15 protein-coding genes are annotated in these 17,890 nt (G+C 43.2%); 9 read left to right on the top strand and 6 right to left on the bottom strand.

Translation table 11 applies throughout. The annotated features are described in order from the left end of the window. Positions 1 to 89: 89 nt before the first annotated feature. Entirely contained in the window at positions 90 to 1,118 is a 1,029-nt protein-coding gene (gene gshB / locus L4D09_RS12635) for a glutathione synthase (RefSeq protein WP_428457861.1), read from the top strand. Then, positions 1,102 to 3,084 carry a flavohemoglobin expression-modulating QEGLA motif protein gene (locus L4D09_RS12630; protein WP_428457860.1) on the top strand — a complete coding sequence of 661 codons (1,983 nt, stop codon included), beginning with the start codon at positions 1,102 to 1,104 and terminating at the stop codon, positions 3,082 to 3,084. The genes gshB and L4D09_RS12630 overlap by 17 nt, the downstream gene beginning before the upstream one ends. Before the next feature lie 122 nt (positions 3,085 to 3,206). On the opposite strand, the gene L4D09_RS12625 is transcribed toward L4D09_RS12630, so the two are convergent. Beyond that, a complete protein-coding gene (locus tag L4D09_RS12625; RefSeq protein ID WP_428457859.1) occupies positions 3,207 to 3,605 on the bottom strand; it encodes a VOC family protein in 399 nt (132 codons plus the stop codon). 160 nt (positions 3,606 to 3,765) lie between these two features. On the opposite strand from L4D09_RS12625, the gene L4D09_RS12620 reads away from it, so the two are divergent. Next, positions 3,766 to 4,746 carry a YdcF family protein gene (locus tag L4D09_RS12620; RefSeq protein WP_428457858.1) on the top strand — a complete coding sequence of 327 codons (981 nt, stop codon included), beginning with the start codon at positions 3,766 to 3,768 and terminating at the stop codon, positions 4,744 to 4,746. 3 nt (positions 4,747 to 4,749) lie between these two features. Here the strand turns inward: L4D09_RS12620 and L4D09_RS12615 are convergent, their stop codons facing one another. Next, on the bottom strand, positions 4,750 to 6,174 hold the full coding sequence (locus L4D09_RS12615) for a serine hydrolase domain-containing protein (RefSeq protein ID WP_428457857.1): 1,425 nt from the start codon (positions 6,172 to 6,174) through the stop codon (positions 4,750 to 4,752). Between the two features lie 376 nt (positions 6,175 to 6,550). Here L4D09_RS12615 and L4D09_RS12610 point away from each other — a divergent pair, with 376 nt between their 5' ends. From L4D09_RS12610 to yidZ, 3 genes are all read left to right on the top strand, one after another. Beyond that, on the top strand, positions 6,551 to 7,018 hold the full coding sequence (locus tag L4D09_RS12610) for a hypothetical protein (protein ID WP_428457856.1): 468 nt from the start codon (positions 6,551 to 6,553) through the stop codon (positions 7,016 to 7,018). A gap of 123 nt (positions 7,019 to 7,141) precedes the next feature. Then, a complete protein-coding gene (locus tag L4D09_RS12605; RefSeq protein ID WP_428457882.1) occupies positions 7,142 to 8,341 on the top strand; it encodes an MFS transporter in 1,200 nt (399 codons plus the stop codon). 9 nt (positions 8,342 to 8,350) lie between these two features. Continuing rightward, entirely contained in the window at positions 8,351 to 9,325 is a 975-nt protein-coding gene (yidZ, locus tag L4D09_RS12600; RefSeq protein WP_428457855.1) for an HTH-type transcriptional regulator YidZ, read from the top strand. A 64-nt stretch (positions 9,326 to 9,389) separates the two neighbouring features. Here the strand turns inward: yidZ and L4D09_RS12595 are convergent, their stop codons facing one another. Next, positions 9,390 to 10,229, bottom strand: coding sequence for a 2OG-Fe(II) oxygenase family protein (locus L4D09_RS12595; RefSeq protein ID WP_428457854.1), 840 nt, complete (start codon positions 10,227 to 10,229; stop codon positions 9,390 to 9,392). 283 nt (positions 10,230 to 10,512) lie between these two features. Here L4D09_RS12595 and L4D09_RS12590 point away from each other — a divergent pair, with 283 nt between their 5' ends. Both L4D09_RS12590 and L4D09_RS12585 read left to right on the top strand, forming a co-directional pair. Then, positions 10,513 to 12,027 carry a catalase gene (locus tag L4D09_RS12590; RefSeq protein ID WP_428457853.1) on the top strand — a complete coding sequence of 505 codons (1,515 nt, stop codon included), beginning with the start codon at positions 10,513 to 10,515 and terminating at the stop codon, positions 12,025 to 12,027. Between the two features lie 80 nt (positions 12,028 to 12,107). Then, positions 12,108 to 12,650, top strand: a complete 543-nt coding sequence (locus tag L4D09_RS12585; RefSeq protein WP_428457852.1) for an ankyrin repeat domain-containing protein — start codon at positions 12,108 to 12,110, stop codon at positions 12,648 to 12,650. A gap of 79 nt (positions 12,651 to 12,729) precedes the next feature. On the opposite strand, the gene L4D09_RS12580 is transcribed toward L4D09_RS12585, so the two are convergent. The 3 genes from L4D09_RS12580 to L4D09_RS12570 all read right to left on the bottom strand — a co-directional run bounded on the left by L4D09_RS12580 (position 12,730) and on the right by L4D09_RS12570 (position 15,966). Continuing rightward, entirely contained in the window at positions 12,730 to 13,188 is a 459-nt protein-coding gene (locus L4D09_RS12580) for an NfeD family protein (protein ID WP_428457851.1), read from the bottom strand. Then, complete coding sequence (locus tag L4D09_RS12575) at positions 13,185 to 14,132, bottom strand: SPFH domain-containing protein (protein ID WP_428457850.1); 948 nt, start codon at positions 14,130 to 14,132, stop codon at positions 13,185 to 13,187. The genes L4D09_RS12580 and L4D09_RS12575 overlap by 4 nt, the downstream gene beginning before the upstream one ends. A 190-nt stretch (positions 14,133 to 14,322) precedes the next feature. Continuing rightward, the gene (locus L4D09_RS12570) at positions 14,323 to 15,966 is read right to left on the bottom strand and encodes a methyl-accepting chemotaxis protein (RefSeq protein WP_428457849.1); all 1,644 of its coding nucleotides are present in this window, start codon (positions 15,964 to 15,966) and stop codon (positions 14,323 to 14,325) included. A 363-nt stretch (positions 15,967 to 16,329) separates the two neighbouring features. Between L4D09_RS12570 and L4D09_RS12565 the strand changes: the two genes are divergently transcribed. Beyond that, entirely contained in the window at positions 16,330 to 17,880 is a 1,551-nt protein-coding gene (locus tag L4D09_RS12565; protein WP_428457881.1) for a methyl-accepting chemotaxis protein, read from the top strand. Positions 17,881 to 17,890 lie beyond the last annotated feature (10 nt).

Genomic DNA, 17,890 nt, shown 5'->3' with positions numbered 1-17,890 from the left:
AACTGAATTAATTATATCTAAGCCATCCACCTTCGTGCGATGGCTTCTTTCTCTTTCCTGTCAAAAACGACAGACATTGGGCTAATGCTATGAAGATTTGTTTTGTTATGTACCCGTGGGACAAAGTTGAGCCAGAAAACGATTCAACACTACGTCTTATTCATGAAGCTGCACTACGCGGCCATACGGTGGCCATTACAACACCCAATAAACTCACGATGCGCCACAGTACTGCAATCGCATTTTGTAAAGTACTAAAGCAAGGTGATATCTCGTTAAACATTCCAAGCTTCTATCGCAAAGCGGAATTTACTCGAGCACAGTTACCATTAGCCGGGTTTGATGTGATCTTCATGCGCGCTAACCCACCGCTCGATACGATGGCGTTGAACTTCCTCGATTCTGTTCGTGATCATACCTTTATCATGAACGATATTGATGGACTACGTGTAGCTAATAACAAGCTTTACACCACCTCACTGCCAGATCCGAATAACGAGTTTATTCCCGTTACTCATGTTTCAAAAAGCCGTGACTACCTTGAGCGTGTTTTAGATGAAAGTACCAATGATCGCATGATCCTGAAACCATTGAATGGTTATGGCGGTAAGGGCGTTATTCTGATCGAGAAAAGCGCTAAATCAAGCGTGAAGTCATTATTGGATTTCTATATTGGCGACGATAAGAACTATGTGATCCTGCAAGACTACATTGAAGGGGCTGAGGCGGGTGATGTACGCATCATGATGCTAAATGGTGAACCAATTGGCGCGATGCGCCGTGTTCCCGCTCAAGGTGATGTGCGATCTAACATTCATGCCGGTGGTAAAGAAGTTAAGCACACCCTAACGAAGCAAGAGCTTCGTTTATGTAAGCACATTGGTCCGAAACTGGTCCGTGATGGCTTGTACTTTGTTGGCTTAGATGTGATCAACGGGAAGTTGGTCGAGGTTAACGTGCTTAGTCCTGGGGGCATTACCCGTATTAACCGCTTAAACCGTACCAAGCTACAAAGTAAGGTGTTGGATTTTGTCGAAAGCGTTGTTGTGGCAAAAGAAGTTAGCATTGCGCGGAAAAATGAGTTCCGTCAGGTGATCGCCGATGCTACAACTTACTGAAGCGGAAGTGCTGGACAAGATCCAGCACCTTACCCCATTTGAAGCACAGCTAAACGATGGAAGCCTGACCATTCGCATCAGTGAATATCAGCCTTATATTGCAACGGCAATTCATCACGGTCACCGCTTACGCGGTGATCTAATGCCTAAATGCCAATTAAGTGAAGATGAGCGCTATTTTGAAGAAGACCCGTTTACCGGTGACTTCATCTCTTCACTGCCAATTGTGCTGCAAGCTGAAGACTCACGCTATGAGTATGATCTTAACCGTGATCCAGAAAATTGCATTTATGATGAAGCGTGGGGCAAACAAGTTTGGTCTGAATCACTAACATCTGAGGAGCGGTCAGTATCACTGGCAAAGCACAGTTGTTATTACCGTATTCTTGCGTGCTTAATTGACACATTAGAGAGCCGATTTGGATTATGTCTACTATACGACATACATTCATATAACTATCAGCGCATCGACCGAGACGTACCTGTGTTCAATTTAGGAACGAAACAGGTCAATACTCGTCGTTGGCATAAAGAGATCAAAAGTTTTGTTGATAAACTCGCAACCGTAGAGCTGCCAAATATTGTCGTCGACGCAAAGGTGAACGATGTTTTTCATGGTATGGGCTACCAAGCCAACTTCGTAAAAAGCAACTTTGCCAACACGTTGATCATGCCGTTGGAATTAAAAAAAGTTTTTATGGACGAGAACCGAGGTGAAAGCTTTCCCTTGGTTGTCGAAAAAATGAAAGAAGCCATGAAAACGGTAATTACCGAGCATGCAGCAGAGACGATTCTGCGTCGTACAAAGGTAAAGCGACTAACCAGTAGCCATGTGTTGGCTTCTACGCTGCCGCGTGAAGTACTCAAGCTTGATCGCCAGTTGTTTTCAATCGCACGAGGGGTAAATACACTCAGTTATATTAACCCGACGAATATTAAACAGGAAAAACGCCGGTTCTTACATCGCTCACATGACTATCTGCCAGCTTTTACTTATCGGCAATTAGATCTAGATCCATATAAGTTCCGAGAGCAACTTTATCGCTTACCGGTTGAAGATGTTCGTGATGCTGATATTCAGAAAATGTACCGTAAGGTAATTGATCAACTCGCGGTACGTATTGACCTATTAACCAGTATTGGCACTGATGAATTTTTATATAATTCACTGCGCTATTACGGCCAACCGGATCAATTAGATATTGCCAATGCGAACTTCATATTGCACTCACGTGAATATGAAGCACCGCTTGAGCCAACAATTTCAGCTAAAGAGGCAATACAAGCGTTTAAAGCCGCAGCAGATGACTACGGCGTAAAATGTAGTGTGGTTGGATCGAAACAGCTCATCGCCCGCGCGATGGTTAGTGGGCGTAGTATCAAAGTAAACCTTGGTTGTAAGTTTACCCAAAAAGACTTAGATGCCCTTATTCATCACGAATTAGGTGTTCACTTAGTCACCAGCGCGAATGCCGATAAGCAGCCGCTTAAGGTACTCAAACTGGGGTTGCCGGGGAATACCCATACTCAAGAAGGGCTGGCGATATTATGTGAGCATTTGTCAGGTAGCTTCCCGCTGCATCGACTAAAAACACTCGCTTTACGCGTAGTCGCTGTGGATATGATGGTACGCGGTGAAAGCTTTAACGATACCTTCCACCTACTAAAACACGACTATGGACTTAGCGATGATGATGCATTTACGATCACGGCTCGCGCCTATCGCGGGGGCGGGTTCACGAAAGACTACTTATACTTGAAAGGTTTAAAAGACGCACTGCATGCGTATAAAAGTGATGATTTAACATCATTATTTGTAGGAAAAACAGGCTTTGAGTTTAAACCTTTACTTGATGAGTTAATAACACGTGAAATCTTAAACAAGCCCGCTTTTTTGCCTAAAGCATTACAGCTTAAAGACAATAGTGATCCGGTTATCGATTATATGCTCAGTTGCATTAAATAGCAGGACTCTGTACACACCAACAACAAGCCGCTTGGGTACTTTTATTAAAAGTAAACCAAGCGGTTTTATCTTCAAAGGTATTGATTCAAAGGTATTGATTCATCGGATAAGGCGCTTAACGGTTATTCATGGCAGTCAGGTGATTCATAGGTAATAATCGAAATTACTGCACCGTCTGGATCATTAATCGCACACATTCGGCCTACGCCGGGAACATCCATCGGCTCATAAATAGCTTTACCACCCGCCGCAACAACTTTTTCGAGCGTAGCATCAACATTATCTACCGTGACATAGGTTCCCCAATGATTAGGAATATGCTCATAGCCTTCAGGCTTAGCCATCACCCCACCAACGGGCTCTCCGTTTGCCTTTAATACATGATAAGTGCCTTGCGGCATCGGCATCGCTTCAACTTCCCAACCAATCGTTTGGGTATAAAATTCCAGCGCTTTTTCAGGATCGTCTGTCATTAATTCAGACCAGCTGAAGGCACCGTGCTGTTTGAACAAGTTCGCCATCGTCATCTCCTTGTTATTTAATACTGCGACTTCTGAGGCTTCAAATCACACTGAGCACATTGCGTTTAGTCATGTGATATAGCACCCTAGGCCATTGCTGCAGGTATAACATTATTGAGTGTAGCTAAACTCACGGACAAACATGGAAGATATTAGTTAATTGGAAAACTTACTGATAAAGCAGGCTTTTAATGCCTATAACAGCCCAAGCCGTAATAATTTTCAGCTACATGGTGAACAAGTCTCGAACCTTTATGCGGTAAACTATTACCTTACTCAGGCACTTCTTCAAGCCCCTAAGGATGAGCATACAGATATCGCCATCACCATGGCGAACATCGAAACCTTCAGGGGGCAATTAGAGCAAGCAATAGACTATTATGAACAAGCCTTGTTAACAGCCAATACCCAACAACGCGGCACCATTCACTGCTACCTTGCCACTTGGTATCATTATCTTTATCAACAAGCACACAGTGATGGTTACCTCAAGAAACTGACCTTCCAATGCACGGCTAAAAACGCTGAACTCGCTATAGGGACAGCCAATACCCTGGCAATTATCGAGCGCAACTTAAGCCAGCCAATTCAATATCAACATGAAATAGAAACCACCGCACCACACGCTATCGTCACGCTTGGCTATAAGCTCAACGGCGACGGGACGATAGCAAAGCCTCTCGCGCTGCGACTAGAAACAACACGTAGCCTCGCCTTGTTATCACCCAATAGCCTGATCATTGTCACTGGAGGAGTTAAAACAGCAGGAAAAACAGAAGCAGAGCAAATGGAACAATGGCTCATTAACCATGGTATTGCTGGCGAACGTATCATTAAAGAAGACCAAGCAGCCAACACCATTGAAAATGCTCACTACAGTTTGAATTTGCTCCACAAACATCAGATAAAACACGCGACTTTAATCAGCGCCTCAATTCATGTTCATCGGTCTCAAATTCTATTTGAGGTGATTCAAAGCCAACACAAAGACTCAAACATTGCCTTTAACCACCTAGCTGTATCTGACGGCTTATCACCAAGTAGTTTCCCAACAGGTCAAATACGCATCAACTGTTACATTGATGCGCTGCGTGGCTATGGGTTACCCGCATTTCAATATGGGAGCATAAAGCAAATGTAAAAGTTAATGATCAAAGGTTGGCAATATTTGATTCACCATTATGTTATCGATAAGTGATCGAGCATGAAAATTGGATGCGGTTTTCACCACAACTAAATTTAACGCTTTAACTATCACAATATCTTGCCCGCCATATCCCGCCGCCTTTATCGCAGGATAGCGTTTGCCATTATGACGGTATGTCGTATTCCACCAATAATAACTGTATTCACTACCAGTTAATCCCGTTTTAATTGCTGGCGTTGTTGAATTCACAAGCCATTCAGCATCAATCAGTGACTTACCGTTCCACTTTCCATCATCTAATACCAGCATACCTAATTTGGCCATGTCTCGTGGTCTCAGGTATACCCCACCAGCAACATTAGAACGTTGATCGTTTTGCTTCACCCAAAATGCATTTTGAAAGCAGAGCGCTGAGAATGGCCCTTTCATGGCGTAGTCACTAACCGATGTATGCCCACTTGCCTCTCGAACAACTTCGCCAATAACCCCAACGCTACCACCGCTATAAACAAACTGTGCCCCTGGCGCATGGATCATGTCTTGTGACAACGTGAATGCGACAGAGTCATCACTCATAATTTCTTTAATACGAATATTATTGGGATCTTCGTATGACGTTGACCATTCATCCCAATATAAACCTGACGACATTGTTAAAAGATGCTTTAAGGTAATGTTTGCCTTATCTCCGACAAAATACGTACGATAACTTGATAAGTATTTGGCAGCGATACTGTCATCATCTTGAATCATCCCCTGCTTCTCTGCCATACCGTATAATAGTGACGTCAGGCTTTTACTCACCGACTGTACAGTATGCGGCTCATCTTGCTGCCAACCATTAAAGTAGCGTTCAAATACGAGATCGCCGTCTTTTATAATAAGAAGACTATCAATATTGCCGTAATCATAGCGTCCCTGCTCAATGTTCTTTATCAGCGCAGCCATTTTTGACGATTGAGTTAGCAGTTTATGGGTTGCTTTCTCTGCATTAGGGAATGGACTGCTGCACTGGGAATGGTTCATAGGACTGAATGCACTATAGCTGCCATCTGCGCTATATAAGGCGGAAATTGCTGGTTGCTCTAATACTTTTCGTTGATAAACATAGGAAGAGCCATAAATATCCACTTGTTTACTTTGATATTTACCATCAACTTTATTGCCGAACTGACCGCTAATATCAATTTGCGGATTTTTTGCCTGAAACGCCCCATCGTCACTCATTTCAATTTCGATTGTTCCCGTTGCAACCATTGCAAAGTAACGTTCATCGTGTTTTTTGATGATAGTAAGAGGGGCAAAGTCCACCTCTCCATAATAAGCCCCCGTAAAAGGATCAACCTCGCCAGCGTTCACCACCATAGGGAGAAGCATTGCGCCTACTGCGCATCCCGTTAATTGACTACCAGATAATGCCATAGACTTTCCTTATCTATAAATACAAGCAAATTTCTATATCCATATTACAGGCAAGGGATTTACTGTGCTGATTTTGTTTAATAATTCAGCACTCACTTCACGATAATCGTTTCTCGGTAAACAAAATTGAATTTAAATGAAAAATAATTCCCCTTTCGATATATAAAACATCATTCTATATATTTTTTTTCTAAGGCAGCTAAGTGACTGTCACTAAAGAAATAGTGTTCAATTAGTTTTGAACAATGTTTTATTGTGCTGGTAACTTGATAACCTAGACCTATGAATACAAGCTGTTCGATAATTATTATTGATTTGATAGATAGCACCTTATCGCTACTATCTTTGCTTTTTAAGCCTAGAAATAATTCGTTACATGATTAAACTATTACAAATTCTATTTTTTTCGTCCTTCATGCTGCTCAATGGTTGCTCCTCTATTGTTAATGGCAGTACTGAAGCCATGTCGATTGTGGCAATACCAGCCACTGCCACAATCACCCTCAAGACAGGTAAAGGCGTAACTGTTACTCAGCAGACTGGTAGCCTTTCTTATGATTTGAAGCGTTCAACCGATTGGTTTGATGGTGCTGAATATAAATTAGAAGTCACATCCAAGGGCTACGAAAAACAAACCATTATCATCGAGCCAACGGTTTCCGGTTGGTATATTGGCGGTAATCTATTCTCTGGTGGATTGCTTGGATGGTTGGTGATCGATCCTGCTACTGGCGGTATGTGGATCCTTCAGCCAAACAACGGTCAAGAAATTGATAACCTCCGCGTTACCTTGGCTGCGAACATTCCAACCGATACGCTAGCAAAGGCAACCCAAATTCAATAACAGCACCATTAATTGCCAAATAGTGTATTTCCTATTTGGCAATTACGATTGTCTTAAAGGCAACTCGCAGGTTTAGCGTGAGACAGATAAGGTGTTGCTACCTTGAATAATTGCCTGTACACCATGAATAAATTACTTATCTGCTGCTTTTCTTTAATACTAATGTATCCCCTTGGGATTGACTTATATCTGGTTGGACTACCTGAAATTGCAGCATCGCTCAATGCTTCCGAAGCAGACTTACATGCTGCCTTTTCAATTTATTTGATTGGTATGGCATCCACCATGGTTTTCGGCGGCTTTGCCGCTGATAAATTGGGTCGAAAACCCGTAGCGATCGTTGGTTCGATCATTTTCGCTGTTGCCTCATGGTGGGCGATGGGGGCAACCACTAGCCAAGGCTTTTTCTTTGCTCGCTTTGGTCAGGGTATCGGGGCTGGCTTTTGCTACGTCGTCACTTTTGCCATTCTGCGCGATGCGCTTGATGATGATAAACGAGCTAAGGTACTCTCAATGATCAACGGGATCACATGTATCGTTCCTGTTCTCGCCCCTGTGATCGGTCATCTCATCATGCTCAAATTCGCATGGACTAGTTTATTTCTAGCCATGGCAACAGCTGCAGCGTTTATCGGTTTACTGTGTTTGTTCTTGTTAAAAGAATCACGCCCGAATACCACGAAAGAAAAAGGCTCAACATATCAGCCAAACATACCCCCTCAGCACGCATACCATGCCTTTCTAAACCGTATTTACCTAAGCCGCTTGGTTAACACCTCTTTGTGTGTAACCGCTATCCTTACCTATGTTGGTGTTTCCCCGATGCTATTAATGGATACACTCGGCTTCGACAAAGGCCAATACGCAACGGCAATGGCAATGCTTGCGGGCGTAAGTATGATCAGTTCATTCCTTACCCCAAAACTGCTAAGTCAATTTGGTCAACAAAAAATAATCATTGTGTCGCAAGCTTTCTTCTTTTTTTCTGCCACCATTTTATGGATGGCAAACCAGCAGCAAAGCTCATACGCCGTCTATATGCTTGGTTTCGCCTTTATTTGCTCTGGGTTCTCGATAGGATTTGGTACTTTAACCAGCCAAGCTTTGGCGCCGTTTAAGCTGCATGCGGGGCTTGCCAGCTCTATATTAGGGGTATGCCAAGTTTCTTTTTCCGCATTTTACATCTGGTTCATGGGTTGGTTAGGCATCAGCGCCATTAATATATTAATGATATTATTATTCTTGGCTGCCGTGGTTAATCTATTTCTAATCATGACGATAAGGCAGCCTGAGCCTAACGCCACTATTGCCTGTAACCAGTAAGAGAACACCATGAGCAAACCACTCCATCGACTCGATTTGAATCTGCTGATTACATTGCAGCTGCTACTACAAGAACGCAGCGTTACTAAGGCTGCAAAGAAGCTTTCTGTTACACCTTCAGCAGTAAGCAAGTCACTGACAAAATTACGCGAGTGGTTTGACGATCCGTTATTTGTTCGTACGCCTCATGGTTTACAGCCAACGTTACTGTCACTGAGTATGGAAACAGAGTTATCAGAATGGTTTCAAATCGGAACGCAACTTTCTTCAAAGCGAGGCTCTGAAACCCCCAAGGGAGTGAAGTTTCAGCTAATGATGGAATCGCCCTTACATATGGTAATGTTAAGCCAGCTGCCGCAGCTTATTAGCCAGCAGTATCATGATTCCAACATTAAGATCCGCAACTGGGATTACGACTCCCTTGAGGCAATCATTAACGGTAATGCCGATATCGGTTTTACCGGACGTGAAACTCACCACCGCTCGCAAGAAACATTGGCGTTACTTCCATACTACATTGATTATGAAGTGCTATTTACCGAAAAACCGATGGTCTATATGCGCAGTGATCACCCAGCAACCAAACAACCTTGGTCACTTGAGACTTTCTTGCAGTACTCGCACATTACCGTGTTGTGGGAAGCCCGTGAGAGCTGGGCGTTGGATGAAGTACTTGCCGCAAAAGGATTAAAGCGCAATGTCTCGCTGTCTGTTTCCACCTTTGAACAGTCATTGTTTATGGCAGCTCAGCCAAATCAATTAATGTTTACCACAGCACCGGGCTACTGCCGCGAGTATATCAAGCATCATCACCCCAACTTGATTGCCAAACCAATCCCGCTAGAAAATGAAGACAGCCATGGCCTTGATGTACCATTCACCCTTATGTGGCATAAGCGTAACACCCATAACCCGAAGCTAATTTGGCTACGGAAAGCAATCAAGGAGATGGTTGAGAACTATCGCTATCATCAGCCCTCGTAAGCTCAAAACAACAAAAAGCCAACCCGAAGGTTGGCTTTCATATTCATCACCGAAGCAATATAACTTAAATAACGCCTAGCTCACGTAGGCGCTCCATCAAGTAGCTGTTTGCCGTGTGGCGCTCTGATAGCACAACGTCTGGTTTTGGGTGCAAGAACAATGGCAATGAAACTCGTGCCTTGGTCTTATCCGCCCCTTCAGGGTTAATTACACGGTGTGTCGTTGATGGAAAATAGCCATCCGATGCTTCTTGCAGCATGTCACCGATATTAATGATTAAGTTACCAAAGTCGCATGGCACATCTAACCACTCACCTTCTTTGGTTAATACCTGTAGGCCAGGTTCATTGGCAGCAGGGAGTACCGTAAGCAAGTTAATATCTTCGTGCGCACCCGCGCGAATCGCACCCAGCTCTTCATCACCTTTCAATGGTGGGTAATGCAGCACGCGAAGCAAGGTTTTATCGCTACCATCAATCATGCTTGAAAGCGATTGAGAGTATAGTGCAGAAACACTCTCTGGCGAGTGTGCTTCAACCCAAGTCAGTAATTCACTTGCTAGCTTGTTTGCTTCTTCATAATAACGCTGTATTTCAGCCTGCAATGATTCAGGACACTGACCCCAAGGGTAGTAGTGAAAGTACTCTTTGATATCTTTTTTAGAATGCCCTTTCGCTACTTCTGACACTTCAGCCGGAAAGAAGCCATCTTGCGTGTCGACATTAAAGCGGAATGCTTCTTTTTCTTCGGTATTGAAGAATTCCTGCCAATGATCATAGATAGATTGTACGAGTTGCTGCTGGATTGGGTGATTTTTTAACACACCAAATCCCGTATTGCGTAAGGATTCAACGAATAACTCTGCGGCATTATCCGCGTTGTAATCAACGGCTTCCAATTTCATCGTTTATCTTCTTTTGGCTGACTATTAATAATTATTAAACCGACGTAATCGGTTGCATTTAATTTTATCGGTTACAACGCGCTAACAACACCATGCATTTGGAAACACTCTATCCACGAGTGGAAACAACGATTTCCCCTACGCTACAGCTTAGCTAAAAGATCGAAATATTAACTGATAAGTTTTATCTATTAAATGTATAGGAAGCAACAATTTCATTACCTATCCCCACATCCGTATAGTCCCCGTTGAAGAGATAAAATGACAAACAGGGAATAACATAATGAAATTAAAACAAAAATCTTTGGTTCTTGCGCTTTGTATGGCAACAGCCTTTAGCGCAGGTGCAAACACGCTCACTCGAGACAACGGCGCTGCTGTTGGTGATAACCAAAACTCAATTACCGCGGGAAGCCAAGGTAGCGTGCTGTTAGAAGATGTACAACTCATTCAAAAACTACAACGCTTTGCTCGTGAGCGTATCCCTGAGCGTGTTGTACACGCTCGCGGTACTGGGGCTCATGGCGTCTTTGTCGCCAGTACTGATTTCAGTGATATAACCAGCGCTGCACCATTTGCCAGTTCAGGAAAAGAAACCCCGGTATTCGTTCGATTCTCATCCGTAATTCATGGCAAAGGCAGCCCAGAATCATTGCGCGATCCACGAGGCTTTGCGACCAAATTCTATACTGACGAAGGTAACTGGGATTTAGTGGGCAATAACTTACCGGTATTCTTCATTCGTGATGCGATTAAATTCCCCGACATGGTGCATTCATTAAAACCATCACCCGTCAGGAATATCCAAGATCCAAACCGCTTTTTTGACTTCTTTTCATATGAACCTGGTGCAACACACATGTTGACCTGGCTATATAGCGATCATGGTACACCTGCAAACTACCGCACGATGGATGGCTTTGGTGTTCATGCATACAAGATGATCAACGATAACGGTGAAGTTAACTACGTTAAATTCCAATGGAAGAGCCGCCAAGGCATCGAAAACTTAACCAGTGCGCAGGCAGCTGAGATCCAATCAAAAGATTTCCAGCACATGACCCGAGATTTATACGATAACATTGCCATGGGTAACTTCCCGCAGTGGGATCTATACATCAAAGTCATGAAACCAACGGATCTTAATGATCATGATTATAACCCGCTTGATGCAACAAAAATGTGGCCAAACGTTGCTGAAACAAAGGTGGGAACAATGACACTAAATCGCACCCCAGATAATTTCTTCCAAGAGAGCGAGCAAGTGGCAATGGCTCCTGCAAACTTAATTAAGGGGATTGAGCCATCAGAAGATAGACTGTTACAAGGCCGCGTCTTTTCTTATGCCGATACACAAATGTACCGTCTAGGTGCAAACCACCAACAACTGCCAATAAACCAAACCAAGGTTAAGGTCGTCAATTATAACCAAGATGGTTCAGGCAATATTGGTAATACTCGCTCAGATATTAACTATCAACCAAGCCGCGACAACGTTGCTGAAGATAGTCAAGCTCGACACAGCCAGACCCAACTCAACGGCACAGTGCAACAAGCTAGTATCGAGAAGACACTCAACTTTGCCCAAGCTGGTGACTTATATCGCAGCTTTAATGCCGAGCAACAAAAGAACTTAATCGCTAACTTTGCGGGTGATCTAAGCGCAGTAAAAGACGACAGCATTAAGCATCAAATATTGAGCTTTACCTATAAAGCTGACAAAGAATATGGCACACGCCTTACTCAAGCTGTAAATGGTGATCTAAAAGAAGTGAAACGCATTGCTGCTGCCAATTAAGTTGCATTAAATACGCTCGAACAACGTGCGGTAGTATCGCTACCGCACTCACCTATAGACAAGTTCACCGGGTTTCTAATATGCACACACTCTTCCTCAAAACACTGGGTCTTTTATTATTACTTTCCGGACTATTCACCAGCGTTCAAGCTAGCAACATACAACCTGATAAGCCAAGTGCCTACGACGAGCTTATTGCCTATTTTTATGCAGCAGCTCGTACTGGCGACATCGAAGTTTTAAACGAGTTTGTCATGGCAGGGCTACCAATCGACATTCAAGATCAAAAAGGATATACCGCGCTGATGGTCGCCAGTTATAACGGCCGAGCCGATGCAGTAGAACAATTAATAAAGCAAGGCGCCAATGCTTGCCTAGAAGATAACAGAGGCAATACGGCATTGATGGCTGCAATTTTTAAAGGAGAATTAGGCATCACACGCCAGTTAATTAATGCAGACTGTGAAACCAATCATCAAAATAAAGCAGGGCAAACAGCTCTCATGTACTCGACATTATTTGGTAGAACCGAGCTCACAGAGCTTTTGATTTCTCGCGGGGCAGATATAGAAATTGAAGATAATAGTGGTAATACCGTGCAAAGTATTCAATCAATACAATAGCTTTCAGTTTATGTAAACGCGGCTTCCTAAGAAGCCACGTTTTGTTTATGGATAGTCGATATAACAACAGAACCCATTTTTACTGTTTAGCTTTCTCTTGAATGATCAATATGATCCCTTCAACTCGTACGACTTCAACAAGGGTGCCTGCAGCAATATTTGATTCCGCTTTTGCAATCCAAGTGGTATCACCAAACTGAAGGCGACCCTGCCCAATATTGAAAGCTTCTTGCAAAACACATGTTTGGCCAACAAGTTGTTCTGTTCGTTGGTTTAAGTTTCTAGCATTATCACCAATACGATCTTTTTTATGCTGGTAACGCCACCATAGCCACGTTGTAAACAAAGACAACACCGCAAACGTGGTCCATTGCATTTCCCAGCCCAGAGGCAGCGCTAACAACAACGCGCCAACCATCATGGCAGATAGACCCAGCCACAATAAATATCCCGCAGTCCCCAACAGCTCAAGCAGCAATAATACCAAGCCTAACGCTATCCAATGCCAGACGTTCATTTGCTCAAGCAGTGTGATCATGCTTTATTCCCTTTATGACTACCTTCACTATTACCGCCTGATTGGCCTAATAGTTCAGCAATACCCGCAACAGATCCCATTAGACCTGTTGCTTCTAGTGGTAGCATAATGACTTTGCCATTTTCAGCCTGACCAATCGATTTTAATGCATCGGTATAGCCCTGAGCGATAAAGTAATTCACCGCTTTCACATCACCCTTTGCAATAGCATCTGATACCATGGTGGTTGCTCGCGCTTCTGCTTCTGCAGCACGCTCTCGAGCTTCCGCTTGTAAAATGGCGGCTTGTTTGTCACCTTCAGCACGTAAAATTTCAGATTGCTTATGACCTTCAGCACGTAAAATTTCAGCCTGACGTACACCTTCAGCTTCCAGTACTTCGGCACGTTTATTACGCTCTGCTTTCATTTGGGCATTCATTGCAGAGGTCAAATCAGCAGGAGGCTGCACATCTTTAATCTCAATACGTGTAACCTTCACACCCCAAGGGTTGGTCGCCTGATCGACAATCGAAAGTAGACGGCCATTGATCGTATCACGTTGAGATAACATCTCATCGAGTTCCATTGAGCCAAGCACTGTTCGAATATTCGTTAATGTAAGGTTGCGAATAGCGTGCTCGAGATCGGTAACTTCATACGCAGCTTTCGCAGCATCAATCACTTGGACAAAACACACGGCATCAATTGTCACATTGGCATTGTCTCTAGAGATAACTTCCTGAGCAGGAATATCTAAGACTCTTTCCATCACATTAATTTTATTACCAACACTATCAATGAATGGCACAATTAAATTCAATCCTGGGTGCAACGTTTTGGTATACCGCCCGAAGCGCTCAACCGTCCATTCACTACCCTGCGGAACGGTTTTTACCCCTGCCGCAATAAACACGATGGCTACAACAATGAAAATACCAACAGTGACTAAAGTATCGTATGGCATGGTTTACTCCTTAATAAATAGCGTTCACTCTGAAGCCAGAATACCGTATGCAACTTATCGAGTACAATTATGATTCAATTATTCCTCTTGATTTGCTTCATGTTTTTGAGTGATATCGCGTGTCAATTCAGCACTGATATAAAAAACCTCCACGTAGGAGGTTTAAAGTATTTGCTTCTGCCGCGGCTCGTTAAATTTTAAACCGCCCAACAAGCGAGGCGAGTTGTTGGCATTGAGCGGCTAAGTTATCAAATGCGTGCTCTGTCGAATGTACCTGATTAACCACTTCCTGACTCATATCCGCAATATGCTGAACATTCTGATTAATGTCTTCACTCACTTGGCTTTGCTGAGCCGCTGCTGTCGCGATTTGTAGATTCATTTCATTGATCACCTCAATGGAATGGCTAATTGCATCTAACGACTCGTTAGCCGTATTTGCTTGCCCAACGGTGTTTACCCCGCTGGAGCGGCTACTTTCCATCGCAACAACGGCTTCTTTCGCCCCTAGTTGCAAACGTTCAATCATTGCTTGAATTTCACCCGTGCTAGCTTGGGTCTTGCTCGCTAAAGAACGTACTTCATCAGCAACGACAGCAAAACCGCGTCCTTGCTCACCCGCTCTCGCCGCTTCGATAGCCGCATTGAGTGCCAATAGATTCGTTTGGTCAGCAATCCCTCTTATAACATCCAGAATCGAAGCAATACTACCAACATCTTGCTCTAGCTCTGTGATTACTTGGCTTGACGCGTCAATATCATCAGCGAGCTGGTGTATAGAATTAACCGCTTCACCTAGCACGGTGCGCGCAGCATTCGATTCATCACTTGCATGTTGGCTGGCCTGGGCTGCCTCATTTGCATGGCCACTTACGTTATCACTAGTTGCGCTCATTTCATGTACCGCAGTTGCCACTTGCGCACTCTCTTCTTGCTGGGAAGAAGCGTTCTTCCTAACACCTTGTGTTTCAGCTTGAATATGTTGAGTTGCAGATTGTACTGTTGCAAGGGTAGAAGAAACTTCACTGATAGTTTGATGAACCGTTGAAATAAAGGCATTGAATGCGTTACCTAACTGCCCAATTTCATCTTTATATTCAACGTGAATACGTTGGGTTAAATCACCCTCTCCTTTTGATATATCATGCATCGTCTCAGATAGGCGTTTTAATGGCCTAATGATGATGCCAGATGTAAACCAAGCAATGAATAATGAAAATATTAAGGCCAGTACCATGCCAACTTCAATTACCACTGTTGCCGTTTTCACTTCTTTTTTGAGCGCATAGGTTAACTCAGATTCAGCTAACTCAATCTCCGTGCGTAATGACTTATAAAGACCCACCAACTCATTAAAATCCGAGTCAATATTACGTCGCGAATCAAAATAGTAGTCCGTAGCTTTTGATGGATTTTCCATCATAAATTTATAATGTTTTAGCCAGCGATTAAACACCACTTCAATTGTGTTTAAAGTATGGCGATGGCTTTCACCGATAAAACTACTATCAACTAACTGCTGAGCAGAGAGCAAGCGCTTCAAAGCTTTCTCTGAATCATCGGCATAAATATCCTGATACTGACGGATCAAATTTTGATCATCATTAGCCAGCAAAATACCTTGCCCCGCCGTAATCACTTGATAAAGGTCGCGATAGCCTTCATCCATTTGTTCAAGCGTTGGCTTTACCTGTCCATTCAATACAGAATTAACTTTTGCTTGATCACTAGAGACAATAAACACGACACTAAATAACAACGAGAAAATCAAAACGACCAATAGAATTGGGGTCGCAAACTTCCAACGGAAACTCAAGTTATAAAACCACAGCATAAGACTTCCTTGAATAAAAACACATATTAGTTATTGATTAAACTAAATATTATTTACATTAGTTTGCTTAAACCACGGAGATGCCAGCATTGTCACTACGACCATACAGTTTCATAGTGTCATTATTTTGTCATGAGGTACTTTTGACTCAATTCTATTCAACGAATCCAGCTATAAAAGAAAATAACCATTAATACTGCTTTATGTTTGAGTTAACAAAATTTACCACTAAATGATTAATATATTGATATTTATCATAACAATGTGGTTTATTATCCTTGATAAAAATAAAAAATATTAACAACAAGTAACCAACATAAAGGTTTAGTCGTGGCTCGCTCGCTCAATTTCACAAACTCTCATATTCAGACTAATGACAACGAAGTCACCTTTCCAGAAGGCGAACAGTTAGTCTCAACAACCGATCTTAAAGGTGTTATTACCTACTGTAATCCCTCATTTTGTCGAGTCGCTGGCTATCAAGAACATGAATTGATAGGCCAGAACCACAATATTATTCGTCATTCTGATATGCCCAAAGCTGCTTTTGGTGATTTATGGTCAAGACTGCGTGAAAGAAAAGCATGGCGTGGGATAGTTAAAAACAAAACCAAATGTGGCCGCTATTATTGGGTAGATGCTTACGTTACGCCTATTTATGAAAATGGCACAATTACGGGCTATCAATCTGTTCGTGTAAAACCCAAAGCTCAGCTAGTACAAATTGCCACTACAGCATATAGTCAATTGCTTAAAGCTGAGCAACGTGGGCACAATGGCAGCGTTAATCTTCCAAGCGCCCTAAAGTACTCAGTCTTGGCTATCGCATGTTTCGCGCCATTCGGCTTTACTGCACTCACTGACGGATTAAACATTTCTACCCTCGCCTCACTTTCCCCTGCGGCAGTATTGGCATTGTTTTTCCGTCAGGAATTATTCAGCACGCCAGCAAAAATTAAATCACTACAATCTCAATATGATAGTGTTAGCCGTCTAATTTTTTCAGGTAATGATGCGTTTTCAGTCGCTGATTACCACCTAAAGATGGCCTCGGCAAAGATCAGAACCATACTGGGGCGAATGACCGATTCAGCAGCTCCGCTTCATGATCTTGCCGATGATCTCAATGCCTCTGCCAGCCGGGTAAATTCTGCTATTGCACAGCAGAATACCAATATTCAGCATATCGCTACCGCCATGGATGATATTTCAGAGTCTGCGCGCTCAGTGGCTTCTCACGCTGCAGAAAGCCATTCATTGCTTGACCAAACTCGCGACCAATGCGAACTCACTCGTCATCAACTTGATTCAACCCAATCAAGCTTGAACAACCTTTCAGCCCAAGCAGAACAAGCAACCGATGCCACTCACCAACTCAGCCAAGAGGCCGGAAAAGTGAGTGCGGTAATGTCTGAGATCCGCGGTATTGCAGAGCAGACCAATTTATTAGCATTAAACGCGGCGATTGAGGCAGCACGTGCAGGTGAGCATGGCCGAGGGTTTGCCGTAGTGGCAGATGAAGTCAGAGCCTTATCGTCACGCAGCCAAGGAGCAACGGAACAAATTCAATCCAGTATTGAAAGCATGCTCGAAACAATCCAGAATTGGCAGTCATTGATTGAAAGTAACCGTGACAATACAAATACTTGTGTTGATCTGGCTGCTGAAGGGGCGAATGCGCTTAAAGCGGTTGAAGATAACGTACTGTCAATTTACCAATTGGTCGATCAAGTATCGTCATCTGCAGCCTCTCAAGAGAATATGTCTCAACAAACAAGTCAGCATATTCATGCTATCGCAGACACTTCTGTTCAAAATCTTAATGAAGTGAACCACGTAGAGCGTAGTAGCGCAGTACTAAAAGCCAAAGTTGACGATTTTCATCAGCTCTCGGCACGCTTCAAAGAAGACTGATCAGATCGTC

The sequence above is a fragment of the Photobacterium makurazakiensis genome, assembly GCF_050336715.1.
Taxonomy (GTDB): Bacteria; Pseudomonadota; Gammaproteobacteria; order Enterobacterales; family Vibrionaceae; genus Photobacterium; species Photobacterium makurazakiensis.
Note: the sequence above shows the minus strand (reverse complement) of the source record. Positions and strands in the feature narration are given on the sequence as shown.

What these genes read in the sequence shown, in the direction of transcription:
- gshB (WP_428457861.1), top strand. Translation starts at nt 90, where the DNA reads ATGAAGATTTGTTTTGTTATGTACCCGTGGGACAAAGTTGAGCCAGAA.
- L4D09_RS12630 (WP_428457860.1), top strand. Translation starts at nt 1,102, where the DNA reads ATGCTACAACTTACTGAAGCGGAAGTGCTGGACAAGATCCAGCACCTT.
- L4D09_RS12625 (WP_428457859.1), bottom strand. Translation starts at nt 3,605, where the DNA reads ATGGCGAACTTGTTCAAACAGCACGGTGCCTTCAGCTGGTCTGAATTA.
- L4D09_RS12615 (WP_428457857.1), bottom strand. Translation starts at nt 6,174, where the DNA reads ATGGCATTATCTGGTAGTCAATTAACGGGATGCGCAGTAGGCGCAATG.
- L4D09_RS12610 (WP_428457856.1), top strand. Translation starts at nt 6,551, where the DNA reads ATGATTAAACTATTACAAATTCTATTTTTTTCGTCCTTCATGCTGCTC.
- L4D09_RS12605 (WP_428457882.1), top strand. Translation starts at nt 7,142, where the DNA reads ATGAATAAATTACTTATCTGCTGCTTTTCTTTAATACTAATGTATCCC.
- yidZ (WP_428457855.1), top strand. Translation starts at nt 8,351, where the DNA reads ATGAGCAAACCACTCCATCGACTCGATTTGAATCTGCTGATTACATTG.
- L4D09_RS12595 (WP_428457854.1), bottom strand. Translation starts at nt 10,229, where the DNA reads ATGAAATTGGAAGCCGTTGATTACAACGCGGATAATGCCGCAGAGTTA.
- L4D09_RS12590 (WP_428457853.1), top strand. Translation starts at nt 10,513, where the DNA reads ATGAAATTAAAACAAAAATCTTTGGTTCTTGCGCTTTGTATGGCAACA.
- L4D09_RS12585 (WP_428457852.1), top strand. Translation starts at nt 12,108, where the DNA reads ATGCACACACTCTTCCTCAAAACACTGGGTCTTTTATTATTACTTTCC.
- L4D09_RS12580 (WP_428457851.1), bottom strand. Translation starts at nt 13,188, where the DNA reads ATGATCACACTGCTTGAGCAAATGAACGTCTGGCATTGGATAGCGTTA.
- L4D09_RS12575 (WP_428457850.1), bottom strand. Translation starts at nt 14,132, where the DNA reads ATGCCATACGATACTTTAGTCACTGTTGGTATTTTCATTGTTGTAGCC.
- L4D09_RS12570 (WP_428457849.1), bottom strand. Translation starts at nt 15,966, where the DNA reads ATGCTGTGGTTTTATAACTTGAGTTTCCGTTGGAAGTTTGCGACCCCA.